The 23,980-nt window shown below is 63.1% G+C and carries 16 protein-coding genes and 1 pseudogene; 11 read left to right on the top strand and 6 right to left on the bottom strand.

The genetic code is table 11. The features are described from left to right. Window positions 1–167 precede the first annotated feature (167 nt). Complete coding sequence (locus LZC95_53225; protein ID WXA95172.1) at window positions 168–1,709, bottom strand: M4 family metallopeptidase; 1,542 nt, start codon at window positions 1,707–1,709, stop codon at window positions 168–170. A gap of 814 nt (window positions 1,710–2,523) precedes the next feature. On the opposite strand from LZC95_53225, the gene LZC95_53220 reads away from it, so the two are divergent. Both LZC95_53220 and LZC95_53215 read left to right on the top strand, forming a co-directional pair. Beyond that, entirely contained in the window at window positions 2,524–5,064 is a 2,541-nt protein-coding gene (locus LZC95_53220; protein WXA95171.1) for a GH92 family glycosyl hydrolase, read from the top strand. Window positions 5,065–5,254: 190 nt separating this feature from the next. After that, entirely contained in the window at window positions 5,255–9,364 is a 4,110-nt protein-coding gene (locus LZC95_53215; GenBank protein ID WXA95170.1) for a protein kinase, read from the top strand. On the opposite strand, the gene LZC95_53210 is transcribed toward LZC95_53215, so the two are convergent. After that, window positions 9,353–9,964 carry a hypothetical protein gene (locus LZC95_53210; protein WXA95169.1) on the bottom strand — a complete coding sequence of 204 codons (612 nt, stop codon included), beginning with the start codon at window positions 9,962–9,964 and terminating at the stop codon, window positions 9,353–9,355. The genes LZC95_53215 and LZC95_53210 overlap by 12 nt on opposite strands. A 137-nt stretch (window positions 9,965–10,101) precedes the next feature. On the opposite strand from LZC95_53210, the gene LZC95_53205 reads away from it, so the two are divergent. Beyond that, window positions 10,102–11,703, top strand: coding sequence for a CehA/McbA family metallohydrolase (locus LZC95_53205; GenBank protein WXA95168.1), 1,602 nt, complete (start codon window positions 10,102–10,104; stop codon window positions 11,701–11,703). A gap of 210 nt (window positions 11,704–11,913) precedes the next feature. Continuing rightward, window positions 11,914–13,311, top strand: coding sequence for an alkaline phosphatase family protein (locus LZC95_53200; GenBank protein ID WXA95167.1), 1,398 nt, complete (start codon window positions 11,914–11,916; stop codon window positions 13,309–13,311). Window positions 13,312–13,598: 287 nt separating this feature from the next. Here the strand turns inward: LZC95_53200 and LZC95_53195 are convergent, their stop codons facing one another. After that, window positions 13,599–14,147, bottom strand: a complete 549-nt coding sequence (locus LZC95_53195) for a DUF420 domain-containing protein (protein WXA95166.1) — start codon at window positions 14,145–14,147, stop codon at window positions 13,599–13,601. 99 nt (window positions 14,148–14,246) lie between these two features. On the opposite strand from LZC95_53195, the gene LZC95_53190 reads away from it, so the two are divergent. From LZC95_53190 to LZC95_53180, 3 genes are read left to right on the top strand one after another with little or no spacing between them, the layout of a single operon-like run. Next, window positions 14,247–14,558, top strand: coding sequence for a hypothetical protein (locus LZC95_53190; protein ID WXA95165.1), 312 nt, complete (start codon window positions 14,247–14,249; stop codon window positions 14,556–14,558). 52 nt (window positions 14,559–14,610) lie between these two features. Continuing rightward, window positions 14,611–14,940, top strand: a complete 330-nt coding sequence (locus LZC95_53185) for a metalloregulator ArsR/SmtB family transcription factor (protein ID WXA95164.1) — start codon at window positions 14,611–14,613, stop codon at window positions 14,938–14,940. Beyond that, window positions 14,937–15,437 (top strand): SRPBCC family protein, encoded by a 501-nt coding sequence (locus LZC95_53180; GenBank protein ID WXA95163.1) that lies wholly within the window; start codon window positions 14,937–14,939, stop codon window positions 15,435–15,437. Before LZC95_53185 ends, LZC95_53180 begins: the two co-directional genes overlap by 4 nt. Here the strand turns inward: LZC95_53180 and LZC95_53175 are convergent. After that, window positions 15,428–16,018: an isochorismatase family protein gene (locus LZC95_53175; protein ID WXA95162.1), complete on the bottom strand. Its 591-nt coding sequence runs from the start codon at window positions 16,016–16,018 to the stop codon at window positions 15,428–15,430. The genes LZC95_53180 and LZC95_53175 overlap by 10 nt on opposite strands. A gap of 72 nt (window positions 16,019–16,090) precedes the next feature. Here LZC95_53175 and LZC95_53170 point away from each other — a divergent pair, with 72 nt between their 5' ends. Beyond that, window positions 16,091–17,059 (top strand): helix-turn-helix domain-containing protein, encoded by a 969-nt coding sequence (locus tag LZC95_53170; protein ID WXA95161.1) that lies wholly within the window; start codon window positions 16,091–16,093, stop codon window positions 17,057–17,059. Between the two features lie 22 nt (window positions 17,060–17,081). Then, window positions 17,082–17,468, top strand: a complete 387-nt coding sequence (locus LZC95_53165; GenBank protein WXA95160.1) for a VOC family protein — start codon at window positions 17,082–17,084, stop codon at window positions 17,466–17,468. Window positions 17,469–17,609: 141 nt separating this feature from the next. Here the strand turns inward: LZC95_53165 and LZC95_53160 are convergent, their stop codons facing one another. Both LZC95_53160 and LZC95_53155 read right to left on the bottom strand, forming a co-directional pair. Then, window positions 17,610–19,499, bottom strand: a complete 1,890-nt coding sequence (locus LZC95_53160; protein WXA95159.1) for a CocE/NonD family hydrolase — start codon at window positions 19,497–19,499, stop codon at window positions 17,610–17,612. 119 nt (window positions 19,500–19,618) lie between these two features. Beyond that, a pseudogene (locus tag LZC95_53155) lies at window positions 19,619–20,617 on the bottom strand (PLP-dependent cysteine synthase family protein). A gap of 123 nt (window positions 20,618–20,740) precedes the next feature. On the opposite strand from LZC95_53155, the gene LZC95_53150 reads away from it, so the two are divergent. Then, window positions 20,741–21,685 carry a hypothetical protein gene (locus tag LZC95_53150; GenBank protein ID WXA95158.1) on the top strand — a complete coding sequence of 315 codons (945 nt, stop codon included), beginning with the start codon at window positions 20,741–20,743 and terminating at the stop codon, window positions 21,683–21,685. A gap of 129 nt (window positions 21,686–21,814) precedes the next feature. Beyond that, complete coding sequence (locus tag LZC95_53145) at window positions 21,815–23,977, top strand: AgmX/PglI C-terminal domain-containing protein (protein WXA95157.1); 2,163 nt, start codon at window positions 21,815–21,817, stop codon at window positions 23,975–23,977. Window positions 23,978–23,980: the final 3 nt, after the last annotated feature.

Genomic DNA, 23,980 nt, shown 5'->3' with positions numbered 1-23,980 from the left:
CGCGCACATTCCCGCAGTTTTCACCGAGGAAAGGTTAACGCGCGGACATCTGTCCGGACACGTGTCCATTTGCCGCGACCGCTTATTTGGGATGAGCAATCCCAGATGCGGGACGCCTCGACGAGGCCCACACTCGCCGAGACGTCACGCATATGAGTCTTTTTGGATTACGGAACGCCGACGGCGGTCCACGCCGCGCGTACCGAGTTCACCTCGGCCGTGGTGTAACCGAGTTGTTGGGCCGCTTGGGCCGTCCAGGTCTTCGCCTGCGAGAAGGTCGTGCTGGCGGTAAAGATCGAGGTGTTCGCGCGGTAGAAGATCTTCGCGGCCTTCTCGATGCCAATGCCGGTGACCTGCGTCGTGGTCTTTCCGCGCGGGTGCTTGCCACCTTGCGACAAGAGATAGAAGGCGAGGTTGGAAATGCCCGAGCTGTAGTGCACGTCCACGCTGGAGGTGAAATCCGGATAGTAATCGAGCGAGCGACCGTCCTTCTTCGGGTCGTTTAGGTAGCGAAGGGCATCGCCCGCCTTGTTCGGCGTGTACACGTCCTCGCCGACTTGCCACGTGCCCGCGCTGACGACTTTACCCGCGGCGTACCATTCGACGACCTGCCCGAAGATGTCCGAGAGCGACTCGTTCAATCCGCCGGACTGCCCGGAGTAGGTGAGGTTCGAGGTGTTCGAGGTCACACCGTGGGTCAACTCGTGCGCGGTGACGTCGAGCGAGTTGGCCAGGTTGGAGAAGGTGTTGCCGTCGCCATCGCCGTACACCATCTGCGTGCCATTCCAGAACGCATTGTTGTAACGGCTGCTGTAATGGACCGAGCTAATCAGCTTCGAGCCGCTGCCATTGATGGAATCGCGGTTGAAGAGTGCCTTGTAGGCGTCGTACGTCGAGCCAAGGCGCGCGAAGTTGTTGTTCACCACCGCATCGGAGCTGGCCGCGCCCGTTTCCGTGCGGGCCACGGGGCCGGGGAGGCTCGTGCCACCATTGAGGTTGTGCACTTCGCGGTTGCGGGCCGTGTGAATGGTGGGAATCACGTCGACGATGGCGCCGTCGGCCGCGTTCACCAACACGAGATCGGCGATGGGGGTGCCATCGTCTTGCGTGCCGGTCACCGTCACTTTGTGGACGAGAAGAAGAGAGTCACCCGCCTCGCTGCGCTTGTAGGCGAGCTCCGTTCGCGGTTCGGCGGCGAGGCCCACGCGACCGGCCAGGGCGGCGGAGACGGCGGCCGCGGTCGAAATGGCGGATTTCGGCGGGCCCGCAATGTCCGCGCGCGCGCTGCCATTGGCGGCGTACACCACGCCGGCGCGGCTGTGCACCACGAGCTCGCCGCCAATGACCTCGAGGCCATTCTTGAATTGCGTGTAGCGCGTGTGCTGCTCGCCCTGCGGATCGGTGAACTCGTTCTTCAGTGAGAGCTCCGACGCATCGGCGTGGAAGACGGCCGCAATGGCCGAGAGGGCATGGCCCTTCGCCGGCCCGAGATCGCCGGTGACGAGGGTCGGAATCCCGGTGGCCGCTTCCACATCGACGACTTGCGCATTGGGGAGCGTGTCGACGGCGACGCCGGGGGCCTGTGAGGAGGAATCATCGCCCTCGGAATTTCCGGAGCAAGCGGCGGGAGCGCAAGCGAGCAGCGTCAAACCAACCAGAGACAGCCAATTACCGCGGACGCCACGGATGAACGGTGACTTGATCGTCATGAGAAACCTCCAAAAGAGACAACACGACTCCCAATCCGGATTTCGCCCCTCATGGCAAAACCGGCACGGCACCACCTGCGACCTCTCTGGTGAAATGAGAGGCCTTGGCTCGACCGCCACGGCGCGCGGCGGGTGCAACGATGCTAAGTCGCCACCGGATGACACCGGTGTCTCAAGTACGCCTCATCGAATGACGCGAATTGCGTAATAGGCTGTCGTCCCCACTACATGGGAATCATGCGCCGACAACGACGCCGATCTCCGGGAAAGGAGCCTATTGCGCAAACGTGCACGATGGGCAGAACGGAACCAAGGGCAAGCCCCCACATGGAGCTATCAAGAGCAGACCTCCACCACTTTCGGTCGAGTGAGCGGAAAGCTCACCCGACAAAGGAACAGGGGATCGCGTCCCGGGCCTTGTTGCAAAGGCTTCGTCCGGATGCCCACCTGCAGGTGCCGCTCTGGCGCGCCCCAGACCCCACTTGCGGGACTGCAAATCGTCTGGCCGCACCCATGGAGATACGCACGGCAGATTGCATATCATGAGGATTGGAGGTGTTCATCAACAAATCGTTACTTGACGAATATTAAAATCGACGAAGTCCAATGTCGACGATTCGACATCGATAGTTGCAAATACAATGAACGCCGATTGCAGTCTTGGAAGAAGAGGACTGCGGGAGGGCGCTGCGTGCGAAGGGCGAGGCTGAACGGTCGGTACCGTGTCCCATTCGCGTCCGGTTCGCCAATTGGGACAGGAAGAGTTCCCTTACTGTCTTTAATTGGTACAGTCCGTCGCATGAAGCGCTCTCTAATGTTGGCACTTACACTGACCCCCCTCGGCATCGCGGGGGCGTGCTCCTCGTCGGATCCATCGACGCCTCCTTCTGGAGGTGGAGAGAACGACGCCGCCTTGGATTCCATCGTTCGCGGGACGGACGCTGCCTTTGATTCGCCGCTGGCAGATTCGGCAGCGGATTCGGCCAATCCACCCGATTCGTCCGGACCGCTTCCCACTGGCTTGGCTCGCTTCGTCAATCCCATCATTGGCACCAAGGGCGGGGAGACCTGGCCGGGCGCCGACTTGCCTTTCGGCATGCTTCAATTCAGCCCGGAAACGACCAGGGGCAATCAAACGCGCACGCCGGCGCCCGGCGGCTATGCGCATAGTGCAATGAAGATCCGCGGTTTTAGCCTAACGCATTTGTCGGGCACGGGCTGCGCGGGCGCATTTGGTGATATTCCCTTTTTCCCGCACGCCGGTACGGTCACGACATCGCCGACGGCCGATACGACGGACAAGATTTACGCGAGCACGTTCCTGCGCCCCAACGAGCAGGCCATCGCCGGTTACTACGGCGTAACCATGGACTCCAAGGTTCGCGCCGAGCTCACGGCAACGATGCGCACGGGGTCGGCGCGATTCACCTACCCGGCCGACAAGCCGGCCACCCTGTTGATCCGCGCCTCCAATTCCGAGCTGGGTAGCACCGAGGCGCACGTCTCCATCGATGCCGCCTCGCGCACCATCACGGGATCGGTGACCAGCGGAAACTTCTGTGGGTACATCTATGGGACCGCGGGCAACGTCGATCGCCGCAGCTACTACACGCTCTACTTCCATGCGGAGTTCGACCGCCCCATTTCTGCGACCGGGTCTTGGCATGACAACGTTGTCACGCCGGGAAGCACCCAGTCCAATGGGGGCACCAGCTACGGAAACGATGGGTACCCGCCGGCGGGCAAAGGGTCCGGAGCCTATGCCGTGTTCGACACCGGCGGGCAGCCGGTCAACATGCGCGTGGGCATCTCGTTCGTGAGCGCGGCGAACGCGAAGGCCAACCTCGATGCGGAGAACCCGCAAGGGACGACGTTCGAGAGCGTGAAGCAAAAGGCGTGGGACGCCTGGAACGAGAAGCTGAATCGCGTCGAGGTCACCGGCGGCACCGACGACCAGCGCACCACCTTCTATACGGCGGTGTACCACTCGCTTTTGCACCCGAACGTCTTCAACGACGTGAACGGCGACTACGTCGGCATGGACAACAACGTCCACAAACTGAGCGCCGGCCAGAACGCCCAATACGCGAACTTCTCCGGCTGGGACGTTTACCGAGGCCAATTGCAATTGGTCACCCTTCTGGAGCCGACCATCGGCGGTGACATCGCCCAATCGCTCCTCAACCAGGCCGATCAGAACAATGGCGTGTGGGATCGATGGACGCACGCACAAGGCGGCACGCACGTGATGACCGGCGATCCCGGGCATGCGGCGGTGCCGAGCATCTACGCCTTCGGCGGGACGAACTTCGACGCGACGAGCGCGCTCAAGTCGATGGTGCATGCCGCCACGACGGTGACGGAGGACGACAAGAGCAAGCGCGGGTGGAACGTCATGGTCGTGGGCGAGCGGCCGTCGTTGGACAAGTACCTCACGCTCCATTACGTGCCGGCGTACGGCTCCCGCGCCGAGGAAGGCAATGCGTGGGGCGGTGCCAGCGAAACATTGGAAGACGTGGTGGCCGACTTCGGCGTGGCGCAGCTCGCGGCCCGTCTCGGGCAGAGTGCGACGCACGATGAATTCCTGCGGCGGTCGGGCTACTGGCGCAACAATTTCAATCCTGCCGCACACTCCACGGGCGGCTACATCCAGGACCGCAGGTACGACGGCACCTGGGTGACGCCGTTCTCGCCGAGCACCGAAGACGGGTTCGCCGAGGGCAGCAGTGCGCAGTACACCTTCATGATCCAGCACGACGTCGGCGGTCTTTTCAAGGCCATGGGCGGCAACGAGAAGGCGACGGCGCGGCTCGACCGATTCTTCCATTTCGACAATGGCCTCTGGGCGCTCACCGGGTCGGGCGGCGAGCACGCGGAGATCAACAACGAGCCTTCGGTGGCCGCGGCCTGGATGTACAACTTCGTCGGCGCACCGTACAAGACGCAGGACACGGTGCGCGAGATCATCAACGAGCACTGGAAGAACAGCGAAATCGGTATTCCGGGCCAAGACGACCTGGGCGCCATGTCCGCGTGGTACGCCTGGTCGGCATTGGGGCTGTACCCACAGTACATCGGCCGCTCCGAGTTGCTGCTGGGCACGCCCTTGTTCACCAAGGCGGTGATTCGCAATAGCAAGGGTCGAACCATCACGATCAACGCACCCGGCGCCACGGCGAACACGCGCTACGTGCAAAGCGTCAGCGTGAACGGACAGACGTCGGCGCGCGCATGGGTGCCCGAGTCGTTCCTCGCGGGCGATGGGACACTCGATTTTGCAGTATCGCCGCAGCCGAACAAGGCTTGGGGAGCCGATCCCGCGGATACCCCGCCGTCATTCCCTCCGCCGCCGTGAGGACTGGATAGAGGCTAGGCTCGGACGCGGGCTCTCCCTTGGGAGTGCCCGCGACGGAGCGTTTCGCGCCAGGATGACACCGCAGGGCGGGTCCATAGGTGACGGGATGTAGGTCGAGCGCCATGCCAGCGACGAATTGCTGTCGCCACGCAGGCATCGTGAATGCGACGTGGCATTCTACCTGCAGCCGATGAGGACGAAACAGGACCAAGGTATGCCCATCGCGCCGGAAAGCGCGGTGGGGACGCTGACGGACGGTGCTCGTTGGGTGAACCGGCCGCGCGACAATACGCTCGATCCGGCGAACGCGGTCAACGCCGGCCTAAAGCCCGGAAAACGGCTTGGCGGAATGACCCAAACGCGATTCGAGCTGCTCGAGCCCCTGGGCACCGGAGGTATGGGGGTCGTGTTTCTCGCGCAGGACACCGTTCTCGATCGAAAGGTGGCGATAAAGTTTCTCCGGCGCAAAGACCTGAACACGAAGGAGGCATTCGGACGTGTTCAGCACGAGGCGCAGGCGTGCGCGCGTTTGAATCACGAAAACATCGTGCGCATGTTCGATATCGGGCAAGACGAAGGGCACCCCTTTCTCGTGATGGAGCATCTGGAAGGGCACCCCCTCGACGTCATCATGCGCCGTGCACGGGAGACGAACGAAGCGGTCGTCGATGTCCGGCGAGCAGTACGACTCATGATCGACGTCGCCAAGGGATTATCGCACGCACACCGTGCCGGGATCGTGCACCGCGACTTGAAGCCGAGCAACGTCTTCATCACGAGAGACGGAACGGCCAAGGTTCTCGACTTTGGTGTGGCGCAAATGACCGCGGATAGCGACGTCGCCGGCGAGTATTTCCTTGGGACCCCCCAGTACATGTCGCCCGAACAATGGCATGGTCACGTTCAAGATGGCCAAACGGACATCTGGGCAGCGGGGGTCATATTCTTCGAATTGCTCACCGGAGTTTCTCCGTTCACCGGCCATCACATTGCCGAATTGCGCAATGCCGTGCTCTCGTCGGATCCTTCGCCGTCGCTGCGAGGGCTACGGCCCGAGCTTCCCGAGGAAGCCGAAGAAATCGCAAAGCGTGCGCTCGAAAAAGAGAAGAGTGCGAGATTCGGTAGCGCAGACGACTTGCTGGACGAGTTGGTTGCCTTGGAGGTGCTCCTCGAGCATGCCCTGCGCGGACAATCCAACACGGGGGCCAGCAACACGGGGGCCAGCAGCCCGGACTTGGAGGCATCGCCGGCGAGCTTTCGGCAACGACGAGCACACAGGCTACCGGCGAATGCCGAGCGACGTCAGATTACCGCCATGGCTTGCTCCTTTTCGTCCACGCGATCGGCGGAGGCTCTCGACGACTCGGTGGGCGAATTTTTCGAAGCGTGTGCCACGATCGTGCACCAGTTGGAGGGCACGATTTTATCCTCCCTGGGCAGACAGGTCGTAGCGTGCTTTGGCTATCCCCGAGCCCACGAAGACAGCGCACAGCGCGCATTGCGTGCGGCGTCACTGATCGTCGATGCATTTCGGCCCGATGACCATCGGCGCTCGGGTGGCGCCTGCGTGGGGGTGGCGACAGGTCCCTGCATTCCGCTTGCCGTGGACCCGGAAACCGCGCCCCTGCGGATGCAAGGCGAGGTGCTGGACATCGCGCAATCGCTCGAACGCCGCGCCCGGCCGAACGAGATTCTCACCGAACGGCCGACCCAGATGCTCGTGCAGGGCACCTTCGAGCTCGCGCTGCTCGATGACGTGGCGCCCGAGGATGGAACCGCGCCCCAACATTTGTACCGATTGTTGCGGCGGAAGGAGAATCGAATCCGCTTCAACCCGATTGCGGCGGGCAACGTCACTCCGTTGGTGGGGCGTGGGTCCGAGCTCGATGAACTGCGTCGCCTTTGGAAATTGGCGGGCGGCGGCAAAGGCCAATTCGCGTTGGTCGTCGGCGAGGCGGGAATCGGCAAATCGCGCTTGCTCGAGCAGCATCTCGAAGCCCTGGCGACGGAAGGACACCGGTTCGTGCGCTGCCAATGTTGGCCGCACTCGCAAGGCAGTCCACTCCAGCCCATCCTAGAAGGCCTGGAGCACTCGGTGGGATTGGATCCCAATGCCTCTCCGCTCGAGAAAGCGGCCCTCCTGGGGCTTCCCACGCAAGATGCGGCCGCGCCGCCGATGTCGAGAAATGCGAGTTTGCTGAAGCACCAGATGCTCGAAGCACTCGTCGGCTGGTTCCAGCGGCTGGCGGAGCAGGAGCCCTTGCTGCTCGTCCTCGAGGATGCGCACTGGGCCGACTCCATTACCCTCGAGTTGCTGGAGCGCTGGCTATCACGTCTCGGCGGGATGCGCGCCATGGTGCTGGTGACCGCGCGGCCGGAGTTTCAGCCGCTCTGGACGCGTTCCTCGATCCTGCATCACCTCGCTCCACCTCGGCTTTCGCCGAGCGAGAGTGCTGCGCTCATCGGCTTTGCAGGTCGCGGGCGCCATCTGCCCGCGGCCATCGTGGAGCAAGTCGTGCAGCGCGCCGATGGCGTCCCACTGTTCATCGAGGAGCTCACGTACAGCGTGGTGGACGCGCTCCAAAAGGGCGGAAATGAGCATTCGTCCTGGGTTGGCGCCGTGCCCGCGACCCTCGAGGCACTCTTGCGCGCACGCCTGGACACCTTGCCCGAACCCGGCCGGGAACTGGCGCGGGTGGCATCCGTGCTGGGGCGCGAGATGAATTACGATTTGCTTCGGGCAATGTGTCCTCTTTCCGAGGAATCACTCCGGATTGGCCTTCTGCAGCTCGTCGAAACAGGGATTTTTCGCCCCATCGGTCCCATATCGCGCGCGACGTGTCGGTTCAAACACGCGCTCGTGCAAGAAGCTGCATACCAATCCCTGGTCAAGCAAGAGCGGCAGGAGTTGCACCAGCGAGCCGCCGAGGTGCTCGTTTCGCAATTCTCTCAAATTGCCGAGCAAAACCCAGAAATTGCGGCCAGGCACTTCGCCGAGGCGATGCGCCCCGAGGAAGCCTGCGTCTATTTAGAAAAGGCGGCGAAGCAGGCCATGCAAAGGTCGGCGAACATCGACGCGCTCAACCACTACGCGCGTGCGATGGCGCAACTGGATCTGCTGCCATCGAGTTCGGGTCGCGACCGACGTGAGCTTTTGCTGAAGGCCCAGCTGGCCGGCGTGTATCTCGCCGAGCATGGACTCGAGTCCAACCGTGTCCGGGAAACCCTTTCGCGGATTCGGGAACTCGCCGAGAGGTACGACGGCGATGAACAATCGTTCTGGGCGCTGTTGAGCATTCAGCAGTTGGACCATGTCCGGGGTGAGCATCGCACCGGTCGCGAGTTGGCCGCCCAATTGATGGTCCGCGCTGAAAAAGCCGCGCATCAGGGCATGATCCTCGCCGCGTACAAAGCAAAGGTGTCGTCGGCACTCTTTTGCGGCGACCTCACGGTGTGTCGCAATGATGCGGAGGCAGGGATACGGCTCTACGAGGCGGAGGCGGGAGGGGCGATTCGTGTCCATATGGGTGCCGACGTCGGCGCGATGTTGCACCTGTATCTTGGTTGGACATTCTGGCTCTTGGGCGAGCCTGACCAAGCGATTCGCCATTGCCACGAGGGGGTGCGGATCGCGCGCAAGTACGATCATCCGGCCAGTCTCACGATCCGGTTGCTCCTTCTCGCCTCGCAGCACAATGACCGTGGTGAGTTCGCCGAGGCGCGAGCTCTCATCGATGAAATATTGAGTCTGTGCGAGGAGTATGGCTTCCATTTCGTCGGTGCCGCGGCACGTGTCGTCCGGGCGTGCACGCAAATCGAGAGCGGTGAGCGCGAGGGGGTCGCGGAGCTCCAAGCAGCCCTTGCCCATCGAGCATCGATGGGCGCGACCGTCGGTTTTACGCGGTATATTTCCGTACTTGCCCACGGGCAACTACAGATTGGCGCACTCGACGAGGCAATGCTTTCGGTCGACAAAGCGATGGAGATCTCGGAGCGAACGGGTGAACACTATTGCGATGCGGAGCTCCTTCGGTTGAAAGGGGAAATACTGGTCGCCATGGGCACATCGAACGATGGCCGAGCAGCTCGCGTCTTCGAGCAAGGCCTCGAACGAGCGCGCGACCAGCATGCCAGGAGCTGGGAGCTGCGACTGGCTTGCAGCTATGGTCGCTTGCTTGCCCGGCAAGGAAGGATGGCCGAGGCAAAGACGCTCCTTGCTCCGGTTCTGGCGAGCTTCACGGAAGGTCATGGGACGCGCGACCTTCGTATGGCACGCGCGCTCGCGGAATCATGCCCATGACGCGCGGAAGACGATGGTCGTGGGCCCGAGCGACGGCACGAGCTTGACGTACATGGCTTGGCAAAACAGGCTGCCGAGGCCCGCCCCCAGATCGCGCAGCCCCTCGCGGAAATAAGGAATGTGAGCCAAGGTGCAGCCGACGACTTCGACCCGGGCCTCTTTGGGTCCTTCTTTGTAAACGGCGACGGCCCCGCCGGTGCACATGCGGTCCCAGACGCGGCGCGCGTACGAAAGGGGAAGCCATGGCGTTGCGCCGACTTCGCGGGCAAAGCGACCGGCCACGCTGACGAAAGCGTTGTTCAAGTGGCGCGTGAGAATCGTCCCGATGGTCTTGATGTCGTCTTGCGAAAGCCCGAGCGCATCGCACGCCGTGTAGTGGGCCATGGCCAAACTCATGGGAAGCCAGGTGCCCACCACGGTCGTGAGCAGAATTTCGCGATGCACTTGGGAAAGCAGCTTCGTGTAGCGGTCGAAAAAACCGCAATCGCGCAACGCATTTTGCGATGCGACAATCCATGTGCTTCGAAATTTCGTGGTTGGCGGTACGCGATTTCGAGGTACGTCGAGTGCGACGACGGTTTCCTCCGCGACTACCCGCATGAATAGGAGCATAGTCCCGGCGCGGCAAACCCGCACGCACGAGCGACCCAATCGACCGCCCGATTCACACCTGATCGCATGTCGAGGACACTTACCCTTGGCCACCACCGCGCCACGAAATATGCAATTGTAAGCCCGTGCGCTCCTTCGAAAAAAGCCTCGCGCTCGCCCTCGGCCTGATGGCCATTCCCCGTGTCGCGGCCGCCGCCGACCCCGCGCCCATCGTCCTCGATGGAGATGTGCCGCTCGACGGACCGGAGCATTTTTTCGTGCCGTTCGACGTGCCGGAGGGCATCGAGGAAATCGAGGTGCGCCACGACGATCAATCCGAAGCCAACATTCTCGATTTCGGATTGAACGATCCCGATGGATACCGCGGTTGGGGCGGAGGCACCGAGGAGCCGGCCATCGTGGGCCGGCTCGCGGCATCACGCGCGTACGTGCGCGGGCCCATTCGCGCGGGCGCGTGGAAGGTCGTCGTGGGCAAAGCCAAGGTCGTGACCTCGCCCGCGCGCTACCACCTGGAGATCGTCCTTCGCACGGCGGCCACGTTGCCCGAGCAAAGGCAGCGCACGCCGTATGCACCGCCACCGCCGCGTCCGGGCCGTCGCTACTACGCGGGCGACTTCCACGTGCACTCCTTGGAGAGCACCGATGCCATTCCGTCGCTCGACGAGATTGCAACCTACGCGGAGTCGCGCCAGCTCGATTTCGTCGAGATATCCGATCACAACACGGTCACGCAGTTCGAATTTTTCGCCGACGCGCAGTCGCGCCATCCGAATCTGCTCTTCGTCCCCGGCATCGAATACACCACGTACCACGGACACGCGAACGCCATTGGCGCCACGCGGTGGGTCGATCACAAATTGGGGCAGCCGGGGGTGACCATCGATGGTGCGGCGGAGGCCATTCGCGCGCAAGGTGCCCTCTTCTCCATCAACCATCCGGTGCTGGACCTGGGCAACGCGTGCATTGGATGCGCGTGGAAGCTCGAGGTCGATCCAAACCGCGTCTCGGCCGTCGAAATCGAGACCGGTGGGTTGAAGCAAAGCGGCTTTATCTTCATCGAAAAGGCCCTCGCCTTCTGGGACGACCTTTGCGCCAAAGGGCACCACGTCGCAGCCCTCGGCGGGAGCGATTCCCATCGCGCGGGGAACACCAATGGCCCCACGTCGAGTCCCATCGCGGAGCCCACCACGATGGTGCTCGCCGATGCGCTGAGCACCGAGGCCATCCTCGAAGGCATTCGCAATGGCCGCACGGTCGTGAAGCTGCAGAGCCCCGCCGATCCGATGATCGAGCTGACGTCGAGCGTCGAGCCCTCGGGCGACACCGTGCGTGCCCGCAGCACGATTCTGTCGGCCAAGATCACGGGCGCCGCCGGGAAAAATGCCACTGTGTACTTCGTCAAAAACGGGGAGCCCGAAGCCGCGGTGCCGGTGACGAGTGATCCCTTCGTCCACGAGGCGCGTGTGACCGCCGAGGCAGGCGAGTCGCGCTGGCGTGTCGAAGTGCGCGTCGACGATCAACGAAGCACCATCACGAGCCACCTCTTCGTGCAGCGCGATCCGAATGGCCCCGATCCGCTCGCACCACCCCCTTCCAGCTCGAGCGGCTCCGTGAGCAACGACGGCGGATGTCATTCCGGTAAGGTGGCGCGATCGTCGGCATGGGCCTGGTGCCTCGCAGCAGCAGGAGCGATCGCACTCTTTACGAGACGGCGTCGCTCACATTAACGTGCTGCTGGCTTGAATTCAGAGGGGGGAAACCGCCAAGAGCGCCAAGAGCGCCAAAAGCTGATTTTCGTAAATCAGAGCGTTCCTCGGTTCGCGTATTCGTACGAAGTTGAGACAAGCAACGCTTAACTGGCATAAACCTTTACACACACGTCACGTTGCATGGGTGGAGACGGCGTACTGTCCTGCGCGGTCTTCTGGAGGTGGGTCATGCAAGGATTCTCTCGTCGGCAGGTACTTCAAATTCTCGGCGCAGGTGCCGTGGGCATTGGTTGCGGCTCGGAGACCGGTCAGGAGAAGGGGTCTCAACATGGCTCGCTGGCGCATCCCGCTACGAGCGAGCCCACTGGGCTGCAAATGCTCGCGCAGATTGACACCATCGTCGTGGTGATGATGGAAAATCGCTCGTTCGACCATTATTTCGGCGCGCTGAAGCGCGATGCCGCCTACCCCAATGCAGGCAGCGTCACGGGGACGAGCGGCACGGAATCGAACCCTGCCCCCACCGGGCCGGAGGTGGTCATCCACCCCGCCGAAACCTTCACCTTGGCCGATCCGCCGCATAGTTTCGACGCGAGCCACAAGCAATTCAATGGCGGAAAGAACGACCAATTCGTCATCGTGCACGAGGGGCCGAACCAGAACCAGGTGATGGCCTATTACGATCGCACGCAGATTCCCTTTTACTATTGGCTCGCGGACAACTTCACCGTGTGCGACCACTGGCACGCCTCGGTCATGGGCCCCACCTGGCCCAACCGGCTTTACCTCCACGCGGGCACCTCGGCGGGGAAAAAGAACAATACGCCGAACATTCTCACCCCGCCCAAGACGATTTGGGAGCAAATGCGTGCAGCGGGCAAGTCGACGAAGAATTACTATGCAGGTTCTACCCCGTTCTTGCCAGGTGCCCTGCCGACGAAGCTCGGCGTGACCACCTTTGCGAAGATGGATAAGTTCTTCGCCGATGCCAAGGCGGGCACGTTGCCAGCGCTCTCGTACATCGATCCCGATTGGTCCGTGTCCGACGACCACCCGGCCCACGACATTCGCCTCGGGCAGTCCTTCGTGTCCAGCATTTACAAGGCATTGTCCGAGAGCCCGCAGTGGTCACGCTCGTTGATGATCCTCATTTACGACGAACACGGTGGCTTCTGGGATCACGTGGCACCGCCCGTCGCTCCAGACGATCGCGCGGATTTTCGGCAGTTCGGATTCCGTGTTCCGGCCATCCTCATTGGCCCCACGGTGAAGAAAGGCCATTTGAGCACCACGGCCTACGATCACACCTCCGTGCTTGCCACCGTGGCCGCCCGCTTTGGGCTGCCCGCGCTCACCACGCGATCGGCCGCCGCCAACGCCCTCACCGACATCTTCGACCCGGCGCGGTTCGACAACCCTGCACCGCCGCCGGCCAATCCTCCGGTGATCGAGCTCGATGCCGCGGCCCTTTCCACGATTGGCGTCAGCAGCCAAGAGGAACTCGACGACGCCATCCAAAACGGCACGATCCCGAGCCACATCGTCGACGAGCGTCCCCACGATGCGCGCATTCAAAGCTGGCTGCGCGAAGCCGAATCCCTCGGCGCCGTGCGATTCATTCGCTAAGGCAAACGTCGATGGAGCGCAGCGGTCTCGAGATGGGCGAACACAATTCGCGAATATGAAGAAGGTACCGCCAAGAACGCCAAGGGCCGCCAGGATCGCCAGCGGAAACGGCAATACAACCAAATAGAAGGGTTTATTGATGGTTCCTCTGGCGATCCTGGCGACTCTCCTTGGCGCTCCTGGCGGTTCTTCTTGCTTTTGTGACGACGGTGACACTGTCGTGTTCGACGGCCGCGACGGCGATATGGTCACCCTGAAGGTGACCGTGGCGAACTGACGGCCTTCGATCAGCCGTACGCGCTGCGGAGCATCGCGAAAACGACGACGCCCGTCACCGACACGTAAAGCCAGATGGGAAAGAGCACTTTCGTGATCTTCTTGTGGGTCACGAAGTTGCGCTGGAAGGCGTAGTAGAAAGCCGCCAGGCACATAGGCACCACGGGGATCGACAGGATCACGTGGGAAGCCAAGATGGCGAGGTACACCCCGCGCATGGCACCGGTGCCGGGGTACTTCGTATCGCCGTGCACGTAGTGGTAGGCGAGGTACCCCACGAGAAACAGGGCGCTCGATGCAAAGGCCGACAGCATCAGCGCCTGGTGCCGCGCCACCTTCTTCTTCTTGATGGCCACGACCGCCAGCACCAGGAGCACCGCCGAGGTCGCGTTGAAGCACGCGTTCACCGCGGGCATGAAGGCGAGCGCGGCGGAATCGCCCGGCGTCGTTTGGCGAATGAGCAGCAGATAGGCCAGCAGGCAGAGCGCCAAAATCGAAACGACCGCGTTGACGATCCAAAACGGGCGATCGGAACTTTTCGACAAGGTGGACTCGACCATGGGTGCGCCTATAGAGCAATCGTCCCGGGGTGGGAACCCAGGAGTGCCTACACGCCCTATGTTAGGGGCGCAACCCCGAGACGATGGAGAGTCGATACGATGAAATGGTGCTTGTTTTTGGCTGCGGCGGTTTCCTTGGGCGTCTTCGGCTGTCACTCGAAAACCTCCACGGCCATCAAGGAAGACGCCCACACGGCCGGTGAAGCCGTCGAGACCGGTGCGCGCAAAGCAGGCGATGGCGTAGAAACCGGCATCAAAAAGACGGGCGAGGCCTTTGGCAAAGTTGGCGAGGGCATCGGCAACGGCCTGGAAAAAGCCGGAAAAGGCCTGCAGCGCGCCGGTGACAAGATCACCAGCCGCGACCGTGACGGCGGTGTCGAGACCGACGCGGGCGCCGACGCCTCCCGGTAGCGCCCGCAAAAATTGCCTTGACGGTTATATTGCCGCAGAGCAATACACCGGTATGGACGTCTTCGCCGCCATTGCCGAGCCGAGCCGGCGTTTGCTGCTCGAGCAACTCGTCGGCGGAGGCCGCACCGCGGGCGAGCTGGTGGACGCGTTGCCGGCGCTGAGCCAACCGGGCGTGTCCAAGCACCTGCGCGTCCTTCGCGAGGTCGGCTTGGTGGACGTGCGCGTCGATGCACAACGCCGCGTGTACACCTTGCGCCCGGAGCGGCTGGCTGAAATCGATACCTGGCTCGAGCCATACCGAAAGCTCTGGGCTTGGCACCTCGATGCCCTGGAAGCCCATCTCGCCAGCAAGGCAGCCAAAGGAAGCAAGAGAAAGCCATGACGGATTCGAAGAGAAATGGACTTGTCGTCGTCGACGACGGATTCGCCACGATCTTGTTCGAGCGGCGCCTCCCGCATCCCATCGAGGACGTGTGGGCAGCCATCACGGACCCCGAGGAACGCGCGGCGTGGCTCGGAAAAACGCGCATCGAGCCGCACGTCGACGGCATCGTCGAAACCGTCGCCGATGGCCCGCCGGTGCCACCCGAAGTGCGCACGTTCACCGGCCGCGTGCTCGTGTGGGAGCCGCCCCACGTGTTCGAGCACACGTGGGACCAAAAGATCATCGGCCAGACGATCGCGCGCTACGAGCTTTCGCGCGACGGCGACGCGACGATCCTGCGCTTCACGCAACGCGGGTTCCGCAACCGCACCCATGCGGGCGGCTTCGCAGCAGGAACGCATGCCTACTTCGAGCGGCTCTATGCGCACTTGACCAAACAGCCGCTTCCCGAGTGGTACGCGCGCTCCCAGGAGCTCGGGCCAAGTTACGCGTGAGCGAGTGCACGTGCGCGCACGCCTTCGACCACGTCGGCGGTGCGCACCACGCGCGCGAACTCACCATCGAGCGTGGCCACGGTCGAACGCGTGAACTCGTCGGCGGTGACCACGCGCCCGTCCGGTCCTTTGCGATCGAAGGCGTGCGTCGCATCGACCGCGAACAGCACGTCGTAACCGAGATCGCCCGCGACCCGCGTGGTGGTCTCGCAGCAAATGTTGGTCGCAATGCCGGTGATGACCAACTGGGAAATACCGCGCGCTTTTAGCCACGCGTGCAAATCCGGTTTTCCGTGAAATGAGGAATGCACGGATTTGGCCACGAACACGTCGTGGTTGCGCCCTTCGATGCCGGCTTTGAAGGCATTGCCCGGCTTTTCCGGCCGAAGCGGTGAGCCTTCGGAGGTCGAGTCGTGCCGCACGAGCACGACGGGCCGCCCGGTGCTTTCCCACACGTCCAAGAGAAGACCGATGTTGGCTTCGCACGCAGGATTGTTGCGTTTGCCCCACCAGGCTTCGTCGTCGAAACCTTTTTGCACGTCGATGACCACGAGCGCTGCTTTTTCGTCGATGTCGAGCATGCCCGTGATGATGCGCTTCGAACGGGCTTCGAGAAAGTGGCGGAAATGACAATCTAGGTTAAGATTCTGCCAATGGAGCGCGTCGGTCTCGTTCTCTACCCGGGGGTGGGCACATTCGATTTCGCCGTCGCGAACGAAGTCTGGGGCGACGACCGCACGGATCGCGGGGTGCCCAAGTTCGACCTGCGGCGCTGCGCGCTGGATCTTCATCCCGTGAAGCTGGACAGCGGCCTCGCGTGCACGCCGACGCACACGCTCGCGGGGCTCGCCCACGGGTGCGATCTCATCGTGGTTCCCGGCTCCGGCGGCTCGGATCATCTGCCGGATGCGAGGGTGCTCGCGGCCTTGCGCAAGGCGCATGCGCGCGGCGTCAGCATCGCATCGCTCTGCTCGGGTGCCTTCGTGCTCGCGGAGGCGGGGCTGCTCGACGGGCGAAGCGCCACGACGCATTGGCGCCTCGCCCCGCAGCTCGCCGAGCGTTACCCGCGTGTCCGCGTCGACCCGGAGGCGCTTTACATCGAGGACGGGGTATTCACCTCCGCGGGTACGGCGGCGGGTATCGATCTCTGCCTGCACTTGGTCCGGCTCGCGCACGGTGCCGACGTGGCCAACACGATTGCGCGTGCGCTGGTCACGGCGCCGTTTCGCGCGGGTGGGCAGGCGCAGTTCATCGACCGGCGCATCGAGGAAAACGACAACTCCGCCGACCGCCTCTCGCGCCTGCGCGAATATGCCCTTCAGCATCTGGGCGAGAAGCTCAACGTGGCCGATCTCGCGCGCCGTGCGGCCATGTCCGAGCGCACCTTCGCGCGCCGCTTCCTCGCCACCACGGGCGAGACGCCACTGCAGTGGCTCCTTCACCAGCGCGTGCTCCTGGCGCAGCGCCTGCTGGAATCGACCGAGATGCCCATCGCGCGCGTGGCCGACGAGTGCGGCTTCGGCTCAGCGCTTTCCCTGCGCCAGCATTTCTCCAAGGTGGTGGGCGTCTCGCCGGCCGACTACCGCCAGAGTTTCCGCGGCAAGGCTTCTCCCCTACCCTGAGTGCCACGAAGGAGTTTCGCGCATGATTGATCACGTCGGCTTGAAGGTGAGCGATTTCCCAAAGGCCAAGGAGTTCTACACGAAGATCCTCGCCCCACTCGGCTACGCGCCCGTCAAGGAGGTCACCGCCGAGATGACCGGCGGCACCTACGCCGGCGTGGGATTCGGCCCCGCTGGCAAGCCCGAATTCTGGATCGGCACCGGCGCCGCGACCGGCCCCATCCACGTTGCCTTCCTCGCCCCCACCCGCGCCGCCGTCGAAGCGTTCTACGCCGCGGGCATCGCCGCCGGCGGCAAAGACCACGGCCCCCCCGGCGTGCGCGCGCACTACCACCCGAACTACTTCGGCGCCTTCGTGTTGGACGCCGACGGCAACAACATCGAAGCAGTCTGCCATTCGACGGCGTAGCGCAATGAAGAAGAAATCGCCAGGATCGCCAAAAGAGAGTCGCCAGGATCGCCAGATGAACCAACAATAAACCCTCATTTGAGTTATTGTTTGTTCATCTGGCGATCCTGGCGGCATTGGCGTCTTGGCGGTTTCCTTCTTCTACTGGACCACTGGTAAGACAATGGCCGACGCGGCGCCGTGTGCGCGGTAGATGCGTTGGGTGGCTTTGGTGAAGTCGGAGTCTTGGGCTTTGTAGATGTTGTCGACGTACTTTTGTGGGTTACGGTCGATGAGTGGGAACCAGGTGCTCTGGACTTGCACCATGATGCGATGGCCGCGTAGGAACGCGTGGGCGTTGGGGTGCAGGTCGATGGTGTATTCGACGACTTCGTTCGCCGGCACCGGCTCGGGGTGTTCGAAGCTATTGCGGTAACGCGCGCGGAAGACGTCGTTGGCGATCATGAGCTGGTAGCCGCGCATTTCGGGCGTGCCCGCATCGAGGTTCTTCGCCCACGCTTTGTCCTCGGGGTAGACGTCGATCAGCTTTACCACCCAATCGCTGTCCGTGCCGGACGTCGATGCGAACAAGTCCGCCACGATATCGCCCTCCACGGTGATATCCCGATCGAGCACGTCGGTTTGCCACGTCAGGACATCCGGGCGGCCCTCCACGAAGCGCTGATCGTCCACGAGCCACGTGCGCCATGGCATCTCGGGATCGAAGAAGGTCGGTCCGATCGGCCTGCGGCGGTACGGAACCGGGTTCGCCGGATCGGAGACGTACGCATCGAATCCCTGCGCGGCCTCCTCCGTCGGCGGCTCGAAAGACGCCTTCCCGTCCGCGTGCAAATAGAGGGGTCGCTTCGTCACGCCCGCCTCGCGCGGGAAGCGGTCGAGCTTCTTCCATTTGTTCGAGCCGGTCTCGAACACCGTGGCCTCGGGCAAATCCAACGGACCGTCGTGCAGCCAATGGGCAAACCATTGGCGCTGGATCTCGCGGTACTCTTGCGCGGTGTCGCTCCCGAAATCGATGGCGCCGAGCTTGCGCCCGGTTTTGCCGGCCCAGCCACCATGGTTCCACGGGCCCATGATGAGGTAGTTGATGTGCGAGGCGTCGTTCTTCTCGAGCCGTGAATAGATATCCAATGGACCGACGAAGTCTTCCTGATCCCAAACCCCGACGACGTTGAGATTCGGCACCGTCGTTCGTTCGAGGTGCGTGCCGACGGCATTTCGCTTCCAAAATTCGTCCCGATTGGGATGCTCCACGTAATCGTTCCACGTGGGCCGCTGGCCGTGGAAATACCGTTCGTTCACGTGCGAAAGTGCGCCAAGACCGAGGAACCAATCGTACGCATCGTATCGGTCGTACGCGAATTCGGCATTCTTGTCCTTTTCCGACTCCATCATGGCCACGTATTCGAAGGAATACGCCAAGCGAAATGCCCCATTGTGATGGTCGTCGTCATTGATGAACATGTCCGAGGGCGAGGCCGCCTCGTTCACCGCCTTCAACGCAGGATGAGGCTCGAGGAGCGCCATCACCTGCGTCCATGCATCGTACGAACCACCATGCATGCCCACGCGGCCGTTGTTACCGGGCACGTTGTGCAGGAGCCACTCGATCGTATCGTACGCATCCGTCGCCTCGTCGACCGACTTGGGATCGCTTTTGTCGCGGGGAGGCCGAAGCATCACGAACGTTCCCTCGGATTTGAAACGGCCGCGGATGCTCTGCGCGACGAAAATGTAGCCGTCGGCAATGAGCGCGTCGAAATTGGTGCTCTTCGCTCCCGGCTCGGAGTCACGGGCGCCGTACGGGGTGCGCTCGAAAAGAAAGGGCAGCGGCGGATGCTTGCCTTTGGGGACGAAGATATTCGTCTCCAACTTCACCCCATCGCGCATCGGCACCATCGCGCGGATCATCTCGAAACGACTCTCGCGCGCCGCGCCCTCCGCAGAGGAAGCGCCACTGTGGTGCGCTACGTACCCCAGAACACCGGCCGCCACGGCCACACAAGCGATGCTGACGATGGTTCGCGGATTCAAAGCGGATACCTCATAGTCTGCTCGGCCAGCGGTTGCCACTCTCCCGTATCGTAAAACCGCTGCAACACGCGACGGTACGGCTCCAGATCGATGGCGTTGCGCTCGAGCCAGGTCCGGTCGAAATACGTCTGCAAGTAGCGCTCCCCTCCATCGCAAATGAGCGTCACGATCGAGCCGCTCTCCCCGGCCGCGTGCATCTCGGCCATCAATTCGAGCGCGCCCCACACGTTGGTGCCGGTGGAAGCGCCGAGGTAGCGGTGCAAGATGCCGCGCAGAAAGTGCACCGTGGCATACGAGGCTGCATCGGGAATCTTCATCATGCGGTCGATGATCTGCGGCAGGAACGACGCTTCGACACGCGGGCGGCCGATGCCCTCCACCCCCGAGCCTTGGACCACGATCACGTTGGGATCGCCGGATTTGTAGTGCTCGAAATACGCGGAGTGCTCCGGGTCCACCACGCAAAGTTCGGTCTGATGGGAGCGATATCGAATGTATCGCCCGATGGTGGCCGAGGTACCTCCGGTGCCCGCACCGCACACGATGTAGCGCGGGATCGGGTGCGGCTCACGCGAGAGCTGTTCGAAAATGGATTCGGCAATGTTGTTGTTCCCCCGCCAATCCGTCGCGCGCTCGGCATACATGAATTGATCCATGAAGTGACCGCGGCATTCGTGCGCGAGCCGCTCGGCGGCATCGTGCATCTGGCTCGCGTCCTCCACGAAATGACACCGTGCGCCGTACGACTCGATGAGGGCGACCTTCTCGGGCGAGGTGCCCCGCGGCATCACCGCCACGAAGGGCAATCCGAGCAATCGGGCGAAGTACGCCTCGGAAATCGCGGTGCTCCCGGACGAAGCCTCGATGACCGTGGTGCCTTCTTGGATCCACGCGTTGGCGATTCCGTAGAGAAAAAGCGAGCGCGCGAGCCGATGTTTGAGGCTCCCGGTGATGTGGGTGGATTCATCCTTGAGATAGAGCTGCACCCCTTGAAAATGCGGCAGGTCGATCTTCAGCAGGTGCGTGTCCGAAGACCGATTGAAATCGGCCTCGAGTTTCGCCATCGCCGCACACTGCCAGCTGCTACACGCGCGTCGAGATCGTACGGGTTCGTCCATGCCCCATATTTTTGCAGCAAAGTTACCTAACTGGCAATTGGGCATGAATTACACGTGGTTGGGCAGGATTTGCTCAAGACGATTTCGCGGGACAATGGCCACGATGGAGGCTAAGCCTCATTCATGGCCAATCACAAATACGTATTCGCATTAGCCGCTTTGCTGCTCGGTTGCAGCAGCGCCGATAGCGATGGTGCACCCGCCGACACCGCGGGCGACGGCTCGCTCCTTGGCAATGGCGACGAGGCGGCCGATCCGTCGGCGACCGCGGCAACGTGCGGTGGAAAATGGAAAGAGGGTGTCAAAACCACCGGTGGAATTCCCGATCTGGGAGAGGCCTCCGGGCTTGCCTCCAGCAAAGACCATGCGGGCTGGGGATGGGTCATTCGCGATTCGGGCCGGCCCTCGAGCGTGTACGCCATCAAGGCGAATTCCAACGGCATATTCACCGTCAAAGAGCACAAGGTTGCAGGCGCAACGAACAAAGACTGGGAGGACGTGGTCTACGGCGAGGAAAACGGCAAAGGTGTCCTCTACGTACTCGATACGGCCGCCAAACTCGTTTACAAGCTCGCCGAACCGGACCCCAACGGATCGGCCGACGCTACGGTGCTTGCAAAATACAGCTATTCATTTCCCGATTCGGCGAGCGGCACCTGCGGCCCCACCAACAATGCCGAATCGATGTTTCTCTTTCCGCCGGTCACCGGCAAACTTCACATCGTTCGCAAGAAGAGCAGCCCTGCGGGGGTCTACGTGCTCGACAACCCCTCGGCCAGTGCGACCACCGCGCTCAAAAAAGTGGGAGAGCTGGACAATGCGGCCTGCATCTCGGTCGCATCCATCTCGCACGACGGTCTCTTCATGGTGACCGCCGCGCACGAATCCACGCGCGTTCGCAAGGGTACGGGCTCTCTGCAAAGCCTCCTTTCCGGCCCCATCGTGTTCGAGTCCAAGACCAGTGCCGGAGACAGCGTCGAAGGCGGCGATTTCTTCCCCTGGGGCAGCTGCGCCATCACCTTGGTGGCCGAGGGAAAGAACACGTTCGTCTTCAATCCCGCACCGTAAGTTGCGGAGCGAGCCATCTCGCCGGGATGTCTCGCTGCCGCGCCTCGACGGCCACGAAAATTTCGAAACGGAAGCGAGGGCCCTCGCATAAACGCCTTCGAGCAGCACATTTTCAGTAAGATTCGGGGCATGGGGTCCTTGCCTCGAAGTGGACTGGCGGGCTGGATCGCGGTGTACGTGGCCGCGGTGCTCGTCGTTTGGCCGCTGCCGCTGGTGGTCATCGCCATCGGCGCCCAGGTTGGCGGTGGGCTCCACTTCTGGCAGCTCTTCCGAAATGGGGGCGTCTATTCGTACCTCTGCCTGGGCACGCACACGCTGACGATGATCCTGCTCGGCGTCCTCGGCGTCTCGTACATCACGGGGCGCCGCATCCCGGGCTGGCTCATGTTCATCGTGGCACTCGGCCCTTTTTTCGTGGGTGTCGCGGGGACGTCGGTGAGCCATCGCGCAACGCTGGCCGTGATGCGGGAGCCGGCGGTCAGCGGCTTTCATGCGACGCGCATGTTCGCCGAGGGCATGGCCGAAGCTCGCTCGAGCACCATCCTGGGCACCACCATGACGGCGTTCGCGCTCACCATGGTGGCCCTCGCCGCGCTTTTTCGCGTGGCCTCACTCGACGGGCGCGCGATCGATCTGCGCAAGACGCGCCCCTCGGGTGCGGCGATGGGCATCGCGGGCGGAGTCGCCGTGCTCGGATTGCTCGCCGGCCTCGGGCTGCGCTTGGCCCTGAGGGAGATCCACGCGCTGCCCGGCGTCCTCATTTTGCTCGCGGCGGTGGGCGCCGCCATTTTGGCCGCCTTCCGCGCGCCGCTCACGGCCCTCGTGGACGGAGACATCGTTCCGACGTTGCTCGTCCTCGCTGTCTCGACCAGCGGTTCGGCGCTCTTTCTCGCGAGCAGTGGCAGCTCGCTGGGCCTCGCATCCACGCTGCACGCCATTTCCGGCGAATCGGTCGACCCGTGGCAGCGTACGGCCATTCTGGCGCAGGGCATCGCGGGCGCGGGTGCATGCTGGACCATCGGCATGGTGGATGCGTTGCTCCTGTTCGGGGCCCTGCTCGTTCCCGTGCTTCTCTCGGGCGGTGCACGCCGGGGCCTCGCACCGCGGCTCTCGCTGGCGGCATGGGCCGTGGCCATCCTTTTCCCCATCGGGGCCACCGTGGCGTATGCCCACGCCTTCTCCAGGGACCTCGCCACGTACGCGCGACCGCGAAACTACGAGGCCATCGCCGGCCTGAAGCTCCCCGCGGCGCAGGAAAGGTGGGAGAACGCCGACGGAAGCCCTGCCCTTTTCGTCACGCGCGATGGGCAGCTCGCCATCGATGCCTCGGGCGGATACGAGCCCCCCGTCCCCGCAAATGCCGACCTCCTTCAGCGTGCGTTCCGCCGTGCGGATGAACGCGCCGCGCTCGTCGTCGACGCCCAGACGACGTACGGCGTGCTCCTTCGAGCCATGGCGCCGGTGCTCGCACAAACCAAGGGTGGCGACTTTCGCGGTTACCGACTCGTGCTCGCAGCGCCCGCCCACGAGCAAGCGAGGCGCAAGCTTCCCGAACCGTGGACCGGCCTCACGGGCGACGACCATGGTGCGATCGATCTGCAATTCGATCGTGCGGAAGCCCCGCAGCTGACCATCACGCTCGAGGGAGCCTCGGCCCGTGCGCTCCGGCCCGACGGAAAGAGCCAGATCATGCCCACCGGGGACACCGCCGCGGACGATCAACAGCGCCGCAGCGTCTTCCGGTCGCTCCTTCGCGGGGAAGACCGCGTGACACGCTTGCTCGTCGTACCGCGCGACGAAGATACGATTGCAACCGTGGTGCACATACTGGACTCGACCCACGATCTTCCGCGGTTCCTCTTCTCCGTGACGTTGGGCAAAGCGCCGCACGCCGCCACCCCGGCCGAGCCTCCTCCTCCATCGCCGCCGCCGCCCGTCGCCGCCAACACGAAGCCGCTGGTCGTGAACATGCACACGGGCAACATCGCCGTGAACGGCCGGCTTTCCGCCGACACCATCCAGCGCGTCACCCGTCAGAGTTACGGCCGCTTTCGCCTCTGCTACGACAAGGGCATCGCCGACACCCCCAATTTGACCGGCAAGGTCGCCGTCAAATTCACCATTTCGGCGGACGGCGCCGTGTCGAATGCCTCCGACGCCGGCTCCGATCTTCGCAACGATGCCGTCGTACAATGCATCGTGCGCAGCTTCGGCAATCTAAGCTTTCCCCAGCCCGAGGGCGGCGGCACCGTCTCCGTCACCTACCCCGTCATCTTCTCGGCGTCGAAATAAAGT

It is taken from the genome of Sorangiineae bacterium MSr12523, assembly GCA_037157775.1.
In the GTDB taxonomy this organism is placed as follows: Bacteria; Myxococcota_A; Polyangia; order Polyangiales; family Polyangiaceae; genus Pendulispora; species Pendulispora brunnea.
The sequence above is the reverse complement of the archived record's forward strand: the minus strand, read 5'-3'. Positions and strand labels throughout refer to the sequence as shown.